Origin of the sequence: Kribbella caucasensis (assembly GCF_004361855.1) — a bacterium.
In the GTDB taxonomy this organism is placed as follows: Bacteria; Actinomycetota; Actinomycetes; order Propionibacteriales; family Kribbellaceae; genus Kribbella; species Kribbella caucasensis.
Genome location: NZ_SNWQ01000011.1, coordinates 51,182 through 65,720 on the forward strand (window position 1 = coordinate 51,182; position 14,539 = coordinate 65,720).

Genomic DNA, 14,539 nt, shown 5'->3' on the forward strand with positions numbered 1-14,539 from the left:
CGCCACTATCCATCAATCGCGAGAGGATGGCAAGGTGATTTGGGTGCCGGTGGTGCCTTCGACTACGGAGGCGGCTTCGTCCAGGGAACCGATCGCGGCGCGTCCATGCGTGGCTTCCACAAAACGCAGGGCGGCCGTGGCCTTGGGGCCCATCGAGCCGTCGGGGAAGGTGAGGGACGCGAGCTCCGCGCTGTCGATCTGGCGCAATGGGCGTTGGCTTGCGGTCCCGTAGTCGAGGTACACCGCTGGTACGTCAGTCAGCATCACCAGCAGGTCGGCCCGAAGTTCGGTGGCGATCAGGGCGGCGGCGAAGTCCTTGTCGACGACCGCTTCGACGCCCACGAGCCCCGCTGGACCTTCGGCAACCGGTATGCCACCTCCTCCCGCGAAGATCACTGTGATTCGGTTTCGCAGCAGCAGTTCGGCGGCGTCCAACTCGACGACTCGGCGTGGCCGCGGTGAGGAAACGACTCTTCGCCAGTCCGCGCCGTCCTTGCGGATGGACCAGCCGTTTCTGCTGGCGAGGAGACGGGCAACCTCCTCGGGATACCCGCTGCCGACGTACTTCGTAGGCGTCAGGAAGGCAGGATCGTTGCCGTCGACGACGGTTTGGGTCACGAGAGTGACCACCGGACGCGCGAGGCCGGCGTTGGTGAGTGCCTGCTGGATCCAGTACCCGATGACGCCCTGCGTTTCGGCGACGAGGTCGCCGAGAGGGTACGGCCTGGAGAGCGTGGTGTCGGAGACGCTCTCCATGGCGAGCAGGCCGACCTGAGGGCCGTTGCCGTGCACGATGACCACCTCGTGCTCGGCCGCGATCCTGGCCAAGGCGGGGGCGGCCGCGGCCAGGTGCGCGAGCTGCACGTCGGCGTCGGGCCGCTCACCACGTCGGAGCAGAGCGTTGCCCCCGAGTCCGATCACTATCCGCATGCTTCAGCGTGCACCAATCCCCCGAATTCGCTGGTACCCCGGCCCCGATTGCCTGCCGGCGACAGGACGAAGGTCCGGGCAGGCCCACGCTGAGGGCCTGCCCGGACCGCGGCTACGTCAGGCGACCGGCTCGCGGACGTAGCTGCGGGCTACCTCGATGCCGAGCACCTCGGGGCGGCCGGCCGGTTCGGGGGCGAGGACCTTGGCGAGCGCGGGGCCCAGCCGCTCGGCGAAGAAGCGGTCGGCGTGGGCCTTCGACTCCCACAGGGTGACCACGCGGAGACCGTCGGCGGTGGTACCGACGTACCGTGCTTCCAGGCCCTCCGGCTCGCCGCCGAGCTGCTCCATCACCTGGTCGAACTGCTCGATGGCCGCGAACGGCGGGGTGGCGACTGCGATCCACTTCATGACTGTCCTCCTTGGTCGTACGGCCTGGATCGGCCGTACCAGTCACGCTAGGAAGATCCCGCCCGGCCGGAATCCGCCAGATCACTCATTCGGGGTACTCATCGGCGGGTGATCCAGGTGGCGATCTGGCTGCGGGTGGCGAATCCGAGCTTGGTGAGGATGTGCTGGACGTGGTTCTGCGCCGTCCGTTCGGAGATGACGAGCCGCTCCGCGATCTGCCGGTTCGTCAGCCCCTCCGCGACCAGCCCTGCGACCTCGACCTCTCGCGGGCTCAGCGCGCCCGCGTCCGTGCCGTCGAGCCGGGCCACCAGTGCACCGATCCGATCCGAGTACGCCGCTAGGCCGAGCGATCCGATCAGCCGGGCCGCCTCCGTCGCAACCGATTTCGCCCGATCCCGATCACCCGGACCATCACGTTCGACCAGGGCCGCGGCGAGGTGGTACTGCGCCTCGGCAACGAATCCGGCCGCTCCCGCCCGATCGGCCTGCTCCACTGCGATAGCGAGATCGTCGATCGCGGCATCCAATCGTCCCAGGACCGCTTCAGCTCGCCCGATCGCCAGTTCCGCCGGTCCGAGGTAGGCGACTCCGTTGCCGACGGCATGCTCACCGCGGAACTCCTGCAAGCGGTCGACCAATACACCGAGATCGTCGTACCGGCCGAGTCCGCAGCAGGCCAGAGCGGCGTACACGTAGCCGGGCAGGACGAAGAACGCGGGCAACGACCAGGTCTCGATCGGACCAGCTTGCCGGTACGAAGCTGCCGCCTGCTCGGGGGAGTTTGCGCAGAGCAACAGATACGCTCGGGACAAGCGGGCCATGGTCGCGAACCGCGGCGGCGGATCGAACGGCTGCCGAACCAGCTCTCCCAGCTCGGCAGAGACACCGAGGTGGGTTGCGAGCGCATTCTGGAGCGCCAGGAACGCGCCGGTCGCGGGTGCGCGTTCGACCGGTCGCATCCGGTCGAAGCCACGGCGCCCGATCGCGGCGGCCTCGGCGTACCGGCCGCGGGCCTGGGCGATGCACGCCGCGATCCGGTCGTGATGCCAGGCGCTGACCGGCCCACCGAGCCGTTCGACCGCGACCTTCAGGCGGGGGAGCTCTTCGGCCGCCGCGGCGAGCCGGCCGCTCTCGATCAGCGCGTCGAGCCGCCAGACCTCGCCCCACATCGCGGAGCGCGCGCTGCCTGTTCGCTGGGCGAGCGCGAGCATCTCGGCCGCAAGGTCCAGCCGTTCGGCCCGGCCGGCCGGACCAGGGCAGGCTTCTTGCCTGGCGCGAAGGGCCTCGGCCAGCGCACGATCGTCCGCCGACGTCCTGGCCAGCTCCAGTGCCTCGGAACTGAGCGAGTCGAGCCGCGCCTGCTCGCCGTCGTAGAAAGCGAGCTGACTCCGCTGAGCGAGGAGTCTCGCCCGCAGCGCCGGATCGATGCTTTGGGCAAGTGCTTCCTCGCAGAGCCGCTTGGCGCTCGCGTTGATTCGCTGATCCGGCACGGCCTCGAGCACCAGCGCGGCCTCCGCCGCCTGTTCCGGGCTCTGGGCAACCTTCGCAGCCGACAAGGCGGCGTCCAGACATCCCTCCAGATCACCCGCGAGGTACGCCGCCTTGCCCAGGGCAACGTTGACCCGGCACCGCTCCTCGTCGCCCAGCGGCCTGGTTCCCAACGCCTCCCGGTACAGCCGAACACCTTCCTCATAGGCCAGCCGCCGTACTGCGTCGTCGGCTGCCCGGACCAACCAGGCCCGGGCCGTCGCGCCGTCGCCGTACCGCGCGAGTTCAGCGCGATGCCGGGCGATCTCGGTGAGGTGCTCGGACAGGTCGTCCGCGAACTGTTCCTCCAACGCCTCCGCGACCGACCGATGCAACGCGGTGCGGTCGGCGGTTGGCAGGGATGCCTCGATCGCATCGCGAGTGAGCGCATGCACGAATCTGAAGTCGCCACTGGCGAGGCGGTCCACGAAGCCGGAGGCGATCGCCTCGTCGATCAGTGGAAGGCATTTCTCGATGGGTAGCCGCAGGGTCGTGGCAACCAATGGGAGTCGGAAGTCACGGCCGACGATCGCGGCGGCTTGGACCAGTCGCCGGCAATCCGCGGAGGCACGGTCGAGCCGGCCGGCGACGATCTCGAGCACCGACCTAGGCGGCCGGTCCGGTCGCCAGGACCCGTCCGCGATCGCCCGCGCCAGCTCGCGGACGAACAGCGGGTTGCCGCCGGTCACCTCGTACACAGTTGGCGCGAGGTCCTGGTCAGTGGTTGCCAGTGACAACTGTTGGCTGACCTCGGCGAGGGTGAAGTTCCGCAGTTCGAGGCGTTCGACCGTCGGCAGGTCCGTCAGCGCGGGGGACTGGCGGAAGGTGGCGAGGACGAGCAGGGGGAGATCCGCGATCTGCTCGGCCACGTGCCGCAGTACCAGCAGGGACGATTCGTCGGCCCGGTGGATGTCGTCGAGGATGACGACGAGCCCGTGGTCCCCGGCGGCTCGGCGTACCGCCTCTGTCACTTCCTCGAAGAGCCCGAACCGGTCCTCACCGGACAGCACCTCGTCGGCGTCTCGGCCTAGTGTTCGCAGGACCTGCCGCCAGGGCCAATACGCGGGTGCGCCCTCCGTCTCGACGCAACGGCCCCAGGCGACGGACGTGCCCTGGGCCAGCGCCAGCCCGGCAACCTCCTGGGCCAGCCGGGTCTTGCCGATCCCCGCCTCGCCGGCACACAAGACCAGCCGCCCGCGCCCCTCGCGAGCGTCGTCCACCCACCCCCGCAACGCGTCGAGCTCCGCCCGCCGCCCAACGATCCCCATCCGCCCAGCATCCCCTGACGCCGCCCGCTGCGGAAGCCCGCGGCTGCTCCTGGTGCACCAACCGGAAGGGCCGTTGACGCCGGCCCTTCCGGTTGCTGCTAGCCCGCTTCGATTGCCTGGACGATGAGCTCGTTGCGGGCGTCCTGCCCCAGGGGAACCGTGGTGTGTACGCCGTCCTCGAGGTAGGTCGTGAGCCGGGACGGCTTCGCGGCGAGGAACTCGGCCCAGCGGACGATGCGCAGGTTCGAGTGGCGGCGCTGGGCGTCGGCCAGTTGGAGGTTGATCCAGGCACTGTTGCGCTGGTCGGCCAGCTGTACGGCGGCGGTTTGGCCGGTCCTGGATACCTGGGTGTTGACCCAGTAGACGGTCCGGGTCGGGCCGACGATGCTCATCGTGCGGTCGACCTGGGCGGCGAACACGGGTGGGGTGAAGATGTCGTTCGTCCCGGTCGCCATCAGGATCCTGCGCGGCATGCCGTACGCCTGGGCCCACTGCGCCAGCGCGTCGACAGCCGGAGCCGTTGGGCGACCGGACCAGTTGTGCACGGCAATGACATCACCCGTCCGGCTCATCAGCCGCTGAGCAAAGGAGTAGCCATCCTGAACGGAGATGCTGTCCCCGAACATGAACAGCCCGTCGTTGTTCAACACCGGATTGATCTGGTCGAGTGTGGAGATCCTCTTGGACAGCCCCTCCCACGGCCCAAGCGCACCAGAGCCGTACCCATCGGCAAAAGCTTGCTCGGTAGAGAGGATCGAGGCGCCAACAACCACAGCCCCAGCAGTAAGCAGCCCCCGCCGCGTCGTCTTCATCCGTTTGCCTCACTTGTCTGGGATCACGCGATCGCCGTCGGTGTACGAATCTCGGAGCAAACAGTGGCGTACGCGAGCCCTTCGCGGCCACAAATCTGCAGGAAGTTGCAGACCGGTTGCGGCGTGAGAGTCGAGCGATTTGGACTACCGCAGACGGTGTCGGTACGAAATCTGGTGGCCGTCGTCGCGGGTGCCGCCATCGGGTTTCCAGCCGGTCGACTCGTAGAAACGCTGGCCGCTGTCGTATCCCGCGAGCGTCCACAGGATGGCCTGCGGGTAGCCGTCGACTAGTGCTTCGAGTGCGGTTCGCATGAGAACGGTGCCGATGCCGGTGCGCCAATGACCTGGGTCGACGGCGATCGTGTCGAGTTCTCCCAGTTCAGGGTCCACCGGGTCGCGGCTGGGGCCTATCCCGACGAAGCCGCCGAGTGACCCGTCGTTCTCCGCCACCCACCACTTGGTTCGCCCAGTGGTCAAGTCGGTCGCCCAGCGGTTGATCCGATCGTCATCGAGCACCAGCGGCGGCATCAGCTGACCGAAACCCAAATTCCACGACTCGACGTAGATCTGCGCCACCCGCGCCGCATCCCCACCACTGGCCGGCCGAATCAAAACGGTCATGCCACCAGCCTGCCGCGCAGCGTCTTGGGTAAGCGGGCAGCCTGCGGTTACCGCCGGAGAGCGGTCAGCAGGTCTCCCGCGAGGACCGACACCTGAAGGGCGACGGTTTCGGGTTCGCCGATTCCTGTCTCGGCGCGACCGGCCATCAGCGATCCAAGCGCCGTCGGTCCGGCAGCGAACAAATCCGTGAGGAACACCAGAGCCTGCTCGGTCTCGGCCGAACTGACCTTGTTTTGGCAGAGCCGGCCGAACGCCTCAGCCAGTTCAGCGGTCTCGATGTCGATGAGGATGCGGTAGCTGTCGTGCGCATCCTTGTCGACCAGCCGGGTCGGGGCGTCGCTGCGCTCAGCGATCTTATGCAGCTTCGCAACCAGAAGGGCCGCAGTTCCCGCGACTTTCACGGTGTAGCGGCGATCGTCGGCCGGATCCAACGCGGTGATCTCCAGCGGCGAGTGGTCGATGAGTGCTGCCTCAAGCCCTCTGGCTCGACGCGTGGCCATCTTGCTGTGGGGTGGGATCCGCGCACCGCGAGCCTGCTTGCCGCCAGCGCCAGCGAAGGCCTCGGGCACCATCAGGTCGACCGGGATTCCCGCTGGGCTGAGCCATGCCCCGGGCTGTCTGCTGGTGGGGTTGGGAACAAACCCTGCCCGTTTCATCGCCTCCTCCAGCAGGGGGTGCTCGCCCAACTGGCGGGGATCCACGGCGAGATCGCTGTCCTTTGTGGCCTCGGCTAGGGCGACCGCCGCGGCAGAGGTGCGCATGTACACGGCTTGAGCGCCGATGACGATCACGGCGGCGCGGTGCGCATCGAGGGCCACGAGGGCATCGAGCATCGCCGATCGGGACTGGACCAGCAGGTCGCCGCTACTGGCGCCAGGAGGATTCATTGCGTGTCATCCATCCGATGAGTTCTTCGGCCTCGGCCGGGTTCCGGCCCGGCCCGGTCAGGAGATCGACCGCTACCTGGGTGGGTGCCACGAGCTGAAAACCACCCGCAGCGGCGCGGCGGGTTCGGGCGAACACGACATCGCTCTCGGGCTCGCCGAGGACGACGTTTGCGCCGGCCTCGGCCGGGCGAAGATCCCACGCCGCGGCCGCGGCCGATGGCGCGGGGGTGTAGATCATCGCGGACCGCGCTGGGGCATACGCCGCCCACTCCGCTGCTGCGATCGTGCCTGTGACGGCGTACTCGACGTCGCTGCTCGCGGCACGTTCCAGTAGCCGATCGAGACCCCTGGGCGCGAGCCAGCGGGTTGTCCGATTGGTTCCGGCGAACTCGTAGTCCTGGCTCCACCGCCGCAGCAGCCTCTCCCAATCGGGCGCCCGAACCAGGGAGCTCTCTTTAACGACCAGGTCCTCTTCCTGGAGGAACTGGACCACACGGTACGCCGCCCCGGTCGACACCCTTGCTGTCTCAACTAGCTGGCGCATCGGCCATGCCCGATCGAAGTCCACCAGGGTTCTGACCACCTTGGCTGCCGGCGCTCCCTTCAAGGAGCCGCGGGGCCGTCCCGGGCCACGCCACGGGTCGCTGTCGGCCCCGTGATCGGAGAGGAACAGCCCCGGACGCGACAGGGTCACCCGAACGTTGCCTGTGGCATCTACGTAGGAAAGCCCAGCTTCGGCCAGGCGTTGCCGCACCTGCGGGGACAGATAGCGCGCAACTACCATGCCGGTGCTGTCCGGTTGGCGGCCGATGTACCTGGCGAACTGGTTGCAGATCGAACGGACATCGCGGCTGTCGACATTGCTCTTGACCTCGATGAGCATCAGAGAGGTGACGCCGTCTGGGGTGACGACCTCCCCGACCGCGTCAGGCCGATCGCCCGCCGTGCGCGGCTCACGCACGAGACTGAGGTCCCAGCCTGGCGGCAGCCGTTCGGCAAGAGCTTCCTGCGCACGGTCCAGCAGTTCGGCCTCAGATGTTGGTGCCTCAAACGCACTCATTCACTTTCACCGCCTCTCCAATGTTCGGGAAATATGCTATCTCCGCTGACAGCGGAACACAAAGCTTTCCCGAACCGCCGCCTGGATCTACCCGGCGGTGAGGTGCCGTCCATCGGGTCGAAGATGGCCGCCAGCCCGGCAATCACCGTCGGTCGACCGTAGTGGCGCAGAGATATTGGGAGCTTTGCAAGAGGGTGGGGTGGGGTTGCTAGGTTGCGGCGGATGGAGTTGTTGCAATGGATGCAAGAACTTTGTGGATGGAGGGCCGCGGTTGTGGCGGTCGGGTCCAGGGCTTGGGCGGAGGCGTCGGGCGGGACGCTGGAGCTGGGTGCGCGGGTGCGGTTTGCGCGGGAGGCCGTTGCTGTTGAGGTCGCGGCGTTGCCGGAGCGGTTGCGGAGTCGGGTGAGTCGTGGGGCCGATGTGGTGCTTGATCCGTGGCGGTCGGTGCCGGACAGTCCGTTGGCCTGCGAGATCGCAGGCCTGGCCGAGGTCGCCGTACCGGAGCCCTTGTTCGGGCATTGCCTGCGGACGTGGCTTTGGGGGAGTCTCCTCGCTCGCAGCGGGGTACGACGAGGAGCGTCTGTACGTGTCGGCACTGCTGCATGACATCGGACTGACTGCTGAGTACGGGCCGCGAGCTGGGGATGGGGCGGGGTGCTCTGGCGGTTGGGGATGCGGCCGATGATCGCACGTACGTCGTTCCCGGTGCCGTCGTGATGACCGGTCGGCGGTGGAAGCTGACGTTGACCGACGTCGGCAGATGGGGTGGTCAGCGGGGGAGTAGGCCGGTGGCGACGATGTCGGTGGCGGTGGTCAGGAGGGCGCGGAGTTCTGGTTCGGTGCGGCGGAGGGTGTCGGGGCGCCAGGCGAGGCTGATGATGCCGTTCCAGGCGGACCAGAGGATGGTGGCGACCTCGTCGGGGTCCACGGGGCGGAGGGCGCCGGCCTCGATGCCTTGGCGTAGGGCATCGACCAGGCGGCGGTTCTGTTCGTCGACGGCGCGGACCAGGCGTTGGGAGAGTTCCTGACCGGCCTGGTACTGGCCGGGCCCGTTGGGGAACGCCAGCATGCGGAAGTACTCGGGGTGGTCGAGGTAGAAGTCGAGGTACTGCTCGGCGGCTGCGTAGATCTGCTCCACCGGGGAACGGCCGACTACGTAGGCGCGGTCCATGTAATGCCGGTCGGTGTCGAGGGCATGTTCGACGACGGCGGCTTGCAGACCGGCCTTGGAGCCGAAGTGGTTGTAGATGGAGCCGATCGCCACGCCCGCGCGGTCGGCGATCTCCTCGACGGTGACGTCGTCGGCCGAGCGCTCACTGAAGATCGCCTGGCCGGCGGCGATCAGGGCCTCCAGGGTGCGCTGCTTCCGCGGATCCACTCCACCCTCTCCTGCATCCGTTACAAGATCTCCCGGCCACCTTAACTAGGTCATCGAGATCAGGGTGGCACCGGACATCGTCGGTTTGGCCGAGCCGCCGGCCGGTTCGACGGTGAGGCCGAAGGCGATCTTGCCGGTGACGCCGCCGCTGACGACCTTGGTGAGCGACGTCGCGTCGGCGAGTCCGATCGAGTGGGCGGTCTGCGAGCTGTCGATGAGCCAGAGCTGGTACGTCTGGCTGGCCGGCAGCGTCCGGAGATCGTGCAGTACCACGACCGCGGCGTCGCGCTGGTTCGACGTGACCACGGTCGCCTGACCGCCGCCCTTGACCTCGCCGTGGACGGTCCGGGCGTCGGGTTCGGCGAGGACCGCGGCGATCTGGTTGTTGGTCGCGGTGGTGGCCGTGTTGTCGCGGTACTGGTCGATCGCGATACCGCCGCTGATCGCGACGATGACCGCGGCGGCGGCAAGAGCGAGGGTGCTGCCACGGCGCAGACGCCCGAAGCCGCGACGAGGAGTGAGCACCACGCCCTCCCCCGGAGCAGTCGGCTGGGGCTGTTCGCTCTCGGCCGGAGCGGATTGGGGTAGCTGGGCGATCGATGCGAGCACGTTCGCTTTCAGTGAGGGCGGGGGTGAGACCGCGACATTGGCGGCCAGTTTGACCGCGGCCTCGCGGAGCCGGGTGACCTCGGCGGTGCAGGCGCTGCAGTAGGCGAGATGTTCCTCGAAGCCGATCCGTTCGTCGGCGGGCAGCGCGTCCAGGACGTACGGGCCGGCCAGGGTGTGGAGTTCGGAGGTGCTCATCGGCTCAGCTCCCTGCCGTTCCGAGACAGTCACGCAGCCGGATCAGGCCGTCGCGCATCCGGGCCTTGATCGTCGGCAGCTTGGCGTCGAGGCGCTCGGCCACTTCGGGATACGTCAGACCGTTGTAGTAGGCAAGCATGATCGACTCGCGTTGCAGCTCCGTCAACGTACCCAGGCAGTTGCGGACCTGCTCGGCCTCGAGCCGGTCGGTCACGGCGTCGGCGACCTGGTCGAAGTCGGTCTCGGCAGATCGAGCCCCGACGGTCTGATGACGGTCGGCGGCAGCCTGCTCGGACCGGACGCGGTCGACGGCACGGCGGTGCGCGATGGTGAGGATCCAGGCCTGCACCGAACCGCGCGCGGCGTCGTACCGGCCGGCGGTTCTCCAGACGTCGATCATCACTTCCTGCGTCACCTCCTCGGACTGGGCGGGATTGCGCAGCACCCGTCGGACCAGGCCGAATACCTTCGGCGCGACGACGTCGTACAGGGTGCTGTACGCGTCGGTGTCGCCGCGTGCGACCCGTCTCATCAGGTCGCCCTCGTCGATGCCGTCCGGCGGACGCGGGTCGACCCGCATCCGCCACTGGGCTGCCGTCGGTTCGGTCACACTCAGTCCTCTGCTCGACATCCGAAGTGAGCGCCCGCCGAGTTCTACGGTTTGCGCCACATCCCCACCTCCGGAAGACCTGAACAGCGTACGCCGGATGCCATCGTCATCACGCCGCCGGCGGCATCAGGACCGTGTCGATCAGGTACACGGTCGCGTTGGCGGTCTTCACCCCACCGCAGATCACCTTCGCGTTGTTGACGGTCAGGTTGTCGCCCGAACCCGAGACCGTGACGGCCTGCTTCTCGACCGTGGTCTGCTGACCGACGACGGAGCTCGGGTCCAGCTGGCCCGGTACGACGTGGTACGTGAGGATCTTGGTCAGCAGCGCGTCATCGGACTTCAGCGTGTTGATCGTCGCCGCCGGGATCTTCGCGAACGCCGTGTCGACCGGCGCGAAGACGGTGAACTCGCCACCGTTCAGGGTCGAGACCAGGTCGACCTTCGGGTTCAGCTTGCCGGAAACGGCCGACACCAGCGTGGTCAGCAGCGGGTTGCTCGACGCGGCCGTGGCCAGGGGAGCGGCGGCCATCCCGTCGATCGAGGCGGCGCCGGCCGGGTTCGCCTTCGCGTAGTCGGCGCAGCCGGGGCCGACGAGGCCGGAGGCGTTGTCCGCCATCGTCGGGGTGGTGGCCGGGGGCGCGGCGGGCGTGTTGTTCTCGTCGCTGCCACAGGCGGCGGTGACGAAGACCAGGGACAGGGCGGCCGCGACCAGGCCGGTGCGAACGAGGTTCTTGGGCATGAGGGGCTCTCCAGGGTGCGTGGGTCGATCAAGCGACTGACTCCCGTACTTCGTTCCCCGCCGCCGCGCGGATGGGTGCGTCTTCGGGGCCATCCGCCGGCGGTCCGGATCCGAAGCGTTGACGTCAACGGTCCCCACAGATTCGGAGCGTCCCGGATGATCACGCTGGCCCTGATCGGAGTCGTCGGTGGACTGATCACCGGGGTGTCGCCCTGCGTCCTGCCGATGCTGCCGATCATCTTCTTCGCCGGCAGCACGGGCAGCGATCCGTCCCGGAGCGCCCGGCCGGCGCGGATCATCGCCGGGATCGTCGTGAGTTTCAGCCTGTTCGCGCTGGCCGGGTCGGTGATCCTGTCCGCACTCGGACTCCCAGACGACTTCCTCCGCTGGGCCGGGCTGACCGTGTTGACGCTGGTCGGTCTCGGCCTGATCGTCCCAGTGCTCGGCCACCTGATCGAGAGGCCGTTCTACCGGCTGCCGAAGGTCAACCGGACCGGCGGTGGCGCCTTCGTTCTCGGGCTCGGTCTCGGCACTCTCTACGTTCCCTGCGCGGGTCCCGTGCTGGCCGCGATCACGGTCGCCGGTGCGACGGGTACGGTGGGCTGGCGGACCGTCGTACTGACTGTTTCTTTTGCTGTGGGCGCAGCGTTGCCGTTGCTCGTGTTCGCATCCGCCGGGTCGCGAATCGCGCAGCGGGTCAAGGCCTACCGCGATCATGCGCGCGGATTCCGGATCGCGGGTGGGGTGGTGATGATCGCGCTCGCGGTGGGGCTTGCGTTCAACCTCACGGACGTGATCCAGCGATCGTTGCCGAGTTACACCAGTGGTCTGGAGAAGAAGGTTGCCGAGAGCAAGACAGTGCAGGGTGCGCTGGCTCCAGTGATCGGCGTCGGCGGCGAGGAGCTGTCGAACTGTACGCCGGGAGCTGCCGAGCTGGCCTCCTGCGGAGCGGCCCCGGAGTTCCGCGGTACGCAGCAGTGGTTCAACACACCCGGCGGGCAACCGCTCACCCTGTCCGGTCTGAAGGGCAAGGTCGTCCTGGTCGACTTCTGGGCCTATTCCTGTATCAACTGTCAGCGCGCGACGCCTCATCTGCTCGCCTGGGACCAGGCCTATCGATCGGCGGGACTGCGGATCGTCGGCGTACACGCACCGGAGTTCGCGTTCGAGAAGTCCGCCGGCAACGTGCGGTCCGCGATCGCGAAGGCGAAGATCGGGTACCCGGTGGTGCAGGACAACAACCTCGCCACCTGGACGGCGTACCGGAACCAGTACTGGCCGGCGAAGTATCTGATCGATGCCGAGGGCACCGTTCGGTCGATCAAGTTCGGCGAAGGTTCGTACGACCAGACGGAGAAGCAGATCCGGCAGTTGCTGCAGGCCACCAATCCCGGGATCGAGCTGCCGCCGCCGGTCGACGTACGGGCCGACCAGCCTGGTGCCGACGGGACGACGCCCGAGACCTACCTCGCGTACTCGAGATCCACCAACCTCAACGGGGCCGGCAAGCTCGTCCCGAACAAGACCGTTGCCTTCGGCCTCAATCCCCAGCAGTCGGACGATACCTACAGCCTCGGCGGCAACTGGCTCGTCGGCACTCAGAGTGTCACGTCCACCCCGGGCTCCCAGGTCCGCCTGAACTACCAGGCGGCGAAGGTCTACCACGTCCTCGCCGGCAGCGGCACCGTCACGGTCTCGATCCCCGACGAGCCCGACCGGACGATCACCGTCGCCGGCACCCCCAACGCCTACCAGTTGGTCGACAGACCGTCCACCGAACGCCGGACGATGACGCTCACCTACACCCCCGGCATCTCCGCCTACACCTTCAGCTTCGGCTGACCGGCGATCGGTTGTCCGTGGTTATGGAGAACGTAGAATCGATGGTCATGGACGTCGCGCACGAACTCGCCGTGTTCCTGCGGACCAGGCGGGAGCGGCTCACGCCGGCCGAGGTAGGGCTGCGTGAGCGCGGCCGGTCGCGCCGTACGCCAGGCCTGCGGCGCGAGGAGGTCGCCGAGCTCGCCGGGGTCAGCGTGGACTATGTGATCCGGCTGGAGCAGGGGCGCGGGCTGCGGCCGTCGGCGGAGGTGCTGGAGGCGCTCGCCCGGGCGCTGCGCCTGACCGACGACGAGCACGCGTACGTGTTCGACCTGACCAGGCAGTGGACCTCGGTACGCCGCCAGCCCGGACCCGAATCCGGATCGCTGGCCGAGTTGGTGCGGGCCCTGTCGCCATTACCCGCCATGCTGGTGAACCACCGATTCGACATCTGCGCCTGGAACCCGGAGCTGGCCGCGTTGATGCTCGACTTCGCCGGGGTCCCGCCGGAGCGGCGCAACACGATGTGGTTGTGCACGATCGAACCGGCCTTCGCCGAGTTCTACCCGGACCGGGAGGAGATCATCCGGGAGGGCATCGCCGATCTCCGGGCCGCCTGGGCTGCGCACGCCGACGACGACGAACTCGCCGAACTGGTCGCCGGGCTGAAACGCGAGAGCCCGGAGTTCGCGCAGTGGTGGGACCGCCGCGATGTGATGGTGAACGGCAACGGCATCAAGCGGATCAACCACCCGGTGGTCGGGATGCTGACGGTCGAGTACGACGTACTGACTCCGCTGGGCGATCCTGGTCAGCGCCTGATCGTCTACCGCGCGGCCGACGTCGCTTCACAGCATGCACTGGACAAGCTGGTGCCGGCTCAGTCGCTGCAGGCGATCTAGTGCGTCACCCGGTCGACGGCAGTTCCTCCGGCGGCAGGCCGAGTTCTTCGTAGGCGACGATCTCGATCTCGCGGCCCATCGCCTCCCGGAACGCTGCGACCAGCGCCTGGCCGGCCAGCGGGATGATGTTCTCCAGGGTGCGCTGGATCTCCGGCCAGCCTTCGGCCGGCATCCCCGCGTCGGCGAACTTGCGCCAGACCGTACTGCGGAAGAGTTCGACGTAGATCTTGGCAACCTGATCGGCCTGGTGGAACAGCTTCGGCAGCAGCTCGAAGATCGCCTCCAGCGGCACGCCGAGCTTGATCACCTCCAGGCCGGTGCGGAGCAGGTCCGGGTTCGGGATCCGGAGCCGGCCGTCGTCGAGCCGCTCGCAGATGCCCAGCTCGACCAGTTTCGCGATCGCCGCCGGGTCGTGTGGGATACCGGCCCGTTCGGCCAGCTGGTGTTCCTCGATCACCTCGGGCTCGGCCGGCGACCACGGGCTCACCAGCGCCTCGAACACGCCGAGCGCCAGCGCGCCGTCGGGGAGTTCGGTCATCATCCGCTCGACCGCGGCCAGCGTGTACCCCTTGCCGAGCAGCTCGCGGACCAGGGTCAGCCGGGCGACGTGGTCGGCGCCGTAGTACCCGGTCCGGCCGACCAGCCGGGGCGGCGGGATCAGCCCGCGGCCGGCGTACGCGCGCACATTGCGGACCGTCATGCCCACCTTCGCGGCGAGTTGGTCGACGGTCAGTTCCTCGGCGGCGGCCGGTGTCCGTGCATCCACCCT

15 protein-coding genes are annotated in these 14,539 nt (G+C 68.2%); 3 read left to right on the forward strand and 12 right to left on the reverse strand.

Annotated features, from left to right (window positions below):
• Nucleotides 1-12 precede the first annotated feature (12 nt).
• The 7 genes from EV643_RS22490 to EV643_RS22520 form a co-directional block, all read right to left on the reverse strand.
• A complete protein-coding gene (locus tag EV643_RS22490) occupies nt 13-930 on the reverse strand; it encodes a carbamate kinase (protein ID WP_133802087.1) in 918 nt (305 codons plus the stop codon).
• A gap of 117 nt (nt 931-1,047) precedes the next feature.
• On the reverse strand, nt 1,048-1,338 hold the full coding sequence (locus EV643_RS22495) for a hypothetical protein (protein WP_133802088.1): 291 nt from the start codon (nt 1,336-1,338) through the stop codon (nt 1,048-1,050).
• A 98-nt stretch (nt 1,339-1,436) separates the two neighbouring features.
• Nucleotides 1,437-4,133: an ATP-binding protein gene (locus tag EV643_RS22500; protein WP_133802089.1), complete on the reverse strand. Its 2,697-nt coding sequence runs from the start codon at nt 4,131-4,133 to the stop codon at nt 1,437-1,439.
• A 98-nt stretch (nt 4,134-4,231) separates the two neighbouring features.
• On the reverse strand, nt 4,232-4,945 hold the full coding sequence (locus tag EV643_RS22505) for an SGNH/GDSL hydrolase family protein (RefSeq protein WP_133802090.1): 714 nt from the start codon (nt 4,943-4,945) through the stop codon (nt 4,232-4,234).
• A gap of 144 nt (nt 4,946-5,089) precedes the next feature.
• A complete protein-coding gene (locus EV643_RS22510) occupies nt 5,090-5,566 on the reverse strand; it encodes a GNAT family N-acetyltransferase (RefSeq protein ID WP_133802091.1) in 477 nt (158 codons plus the stop codon).
• Nucleotides 5,567-5,613: 47 nt separating this feature from the next.
• Nucleotides 5,614-6,399 (reverse strand): hypothetical protein, encoded by a 786-nt coding sequence (locus EV643_RS22515; protein WP_202869705.1) that lies wholly within the window; start codon nt 6,397-6,399, stop codon nt 5,614-5,616.
• Between the two features lie 31 nt (nt 6,400-6,430).
• Complete coding sequence (locus EV643_RS22520; RefSeq protein WP_202869706.1) at nt 6,431-7,336, reverse strand: hypothetical protein; 906 nt, start codon at nt 7,334-7,336, stop codon at nt 6,431-6,433.
• 450 nt (nt 7,337-7,786) lie between these two features.
• Between EV643_RS22520 and EV643_RS22525 the strand changes: the two genes are divergently transcribed.
• A complete protein-coding gene (locus EV643_RS22525) occupies nt 7,787-8,119 on the forward strand; it encodes a hypothetical protein (protein WP_133802094.1) in 333 nt (110 codons plus the stop codon).
• Between the two features lie 163 nt (nt 8,120-8,282).
• Here EV643_RS22525 and EV643_RS22530 read toward each other — a convergent pair whose 3' ends face one another.
• From EV643_RS22530 to EV643_RS22545, 4 genes are all read right to left on the reverse strand, one after another.
• Nucleotides 8,283-8,891, reverse strand: coding sequence for a TetR/AcrR family transcriptional regulator (locus tag EV643_RS22530; RefSeq protein ID WP_133802095.1), 609 nt, complete (start codon nt 8,889-8,891; stop codon nt 8,283-8,285).
• Between the two features lie 45 nt (nt 8,892-8,936).
• Entirely contained in the window at nt 8,937-9,695 is a 759-nt protein-coding gene (locus tag EV643_RS22535; protein ID WP_133802096.1) for an anti-sigma factor, read from the reverse strand.
• 4 nt (nt 9,696-9,699) lie between these two features.
• Nucleotides 9,700-10,305, reverse strand: a complete 606-nt coding sequence (gene sigK / locus EV643_RS22540; RefSeq protein WP_238165726.1) for an ECF RNA polymerase sigma factor SigK — start codon at nt 10,303-10,305, stop codon at nt 9,700-9,702.
• Nucleotides 10,306-10,414: 109 nt separating this feature from the next.
• The gene (locus tag EV643_RS22545) at nt 10,415-11,047 is read right to left on the reverse strand and encodes a fasciclin domain-containing protein (protein WP_133802097.1); all 633 of its coding nucleotides are present in this window, start codon (nt 11,045-11,047) and stop codon (nt 10,415-10,417) included.
• A 156-nt stretch (nt 11,048-11,203) separates the two neighbouring features.
• On the opposite strand from EV643_RS22545, the gene EV643_RS22550 reads away from it, so the two are divergent.
• Together EV643_RS22550 and EV643_RS22555 are read left to right on the forward strand one after the other, a co-directional pair.
• Nucleotides 11,204-12,889 carry a cytochrome c biogenesis protein DipZ gene (locus tag EV643_RS22550; protein ID WP_133802098.1) on the forward strand — a complete coding sequence of 562 codons (1,686 nt, stop codon included), beginning with the start codon at nt 11,204-11,206 and terminating at the stop codon, nt 12,887-12,889.
• A 47-nt stretch (nt 12,890-12,936) separates the two neighbouring features.
• Nucleotides 12,937-13,770 (forward strand): helix-turn-helix transcriptional regulator, encoded by an 834-nt coding sequence (locus EV643_RS22555; protein ID WP_202869707.1) that lies wholly within the window; start codon nt 12,937-12,939, stop codon nt 13,768-13,770.
• Between the two features lie 4 nt (nt 13,771-13,774).
• Here EV643_RS22555 and EV643_RS22560 read toward each other — a convergent pair whose 3' ends face one another.
• Complete coding sequence (locus tag EV643_RS22560) at nt 13,775-14,536, reverse strand: MerR family transcriptional regulator (RefSeq protein ID WP_133802100.1); 762 nt, start codon at nt 14,534-14,536, stop codon at nt 13,775-13,777.
• Between the last annotated feature and the right edge of the window lie 3 nt (nt 14,537-14,539).

What these genes read in the sequence shown, in the direction of transcription:
- EV643_RS22535 (WP_133802096.1), bottom strand. Translation starts at nt 9,695, where the DNA reads ATGAGCACCTCCGAACTCCACACCCTGGCCGGCCCGTACGTCCTGGAC.
- EV643_RS22520 (WP_202869706.1), bottom strand. Translation starts at nt 7,336, where the DNA reads ATGCTCATCGAGGTCAAGAGCAATGTCGACAGCCGCGATGTCCGTTCG.
- EV643_RS22545 (WP_133802097.1), bottom strand. Translation starts at nt 11,047, where the DNA reads ATGCCCAAGAACCTCGTTCGCACCGGCCTGGTCGCGGCCGCCCTGTCC.
- EV643_RS22490 (WP_133802087.1), bottom strand. Translation starts at nt 930, where the DNA reads ATGCGGATAGTGATCGGACTCGGGGGCAACGCTCTGCTCCGACGTGGT.
- EV643_RS22550 (WP_133802098.1), top strand. Translation starts at nt 11,204, where the DNA reads ATGATCACGCTGGCCCTGATCGGAGTCGTCGGTGGACTGATCACCGGG.
- EV643_RS22500 (WP_133802089.1), bottom strand. Translation starts at nt 4,133, where the DNA reads ATGGGGATCGTTGGGCGGCGGGCGGAGCTCGACGCGTTGCGGGGGTGG.
- EV643_RS22495 (WP_133802088.1), bottom strand. Translation starts at nt 1,338, where the DNA reads ATGAAGTGGATCGCAGTCGCCACCCCGCCGTTCGCGGCCATCGAGCAG.
- EV643_RS22505 (WP_133802090.1), bottom strand. Translation starts at nt 4,945, where the DNA reads ATGAAGACGACGCGGCGGGGGCTGCTTACTGCTGGGGCTGTGGTTGTT.
- EV643_RS22555 (WP_202869707.1), top strand. Translation starts at nt 12,937, where the DNA reads ATGGACGTCGCGCACGAACTCGCCGTGTTCCTGCGGACCAGGCGGGAG.
- EV643_RS22510 (WP_133802091.1), bottom strand. Translation starts at nt 5,566, where the DNA reads ATGACCGTTTTGATTCGGCCGGCCAGTGGTGGGGATGCGGCGCGGGTG.
- EV643_RS22515 (WP_202869705.1), bottom strand. Translation starts at nt 6,399, where the DNA reads ATGCTCGATGCCCTCGTGGCCCTCGATGCGCACCGCGCCGCCGTGATC.